This is a genomic window from Brevibacterium sp. UBA7493, from assembly GCF_002479565.1.
Classification (GTDB): Bacteria; Actinomycetota; Actinomycetes; order Actinomycetales; family Brevibacteriaceae; genus Brevibacterium; species Brevibacterium luteolum.
Window position 1 is genome coordinate 1 of sequence record NZ_DLOD01000016.1, and the last position, 263, is coordinate 263.

Here is a 263-nt window from a genome sequence, read left to right on the forward strand (position 1 = left end):
GTGCAGGAGATCGACGGCGTGCCGCAGATCGGTGCCGGCGGCACCGTCTTCCGCACCGATGACGAAGAGCTGCTCAAGGCCTACAACGAGAAGCTCGACGAGATCGTCGGCGACGAGCAGCGCTACCTGGACATCGTCGGTGAGTTCGGCTTCACCGCCGAGGAGCGCCCTGACGGGTCCATCACCACCGAGCAGCTGTGCTCGGGCGACCTGCCCAGCTGATCACGTCCGCTGACATCGGCGTGCGGCCCCCCCCCCCGGGG

The 263-nt window shown here is 68.4% G+C and carries 1 pseudogene; it reads left to right on the forward strand.

Annotated elements, in window-relative coordinates:
- A pseudogene (locus tag B4E96_RS11105) lies at positions 1 to 222 on the forward strand (ectoine/hydroxyectoine ABC transporter substrate-binding protein EhuB); the annotation flags it as partial.
- Between the last annotated feature and the right edge of the window lie 41 nt (positions 223 to 263).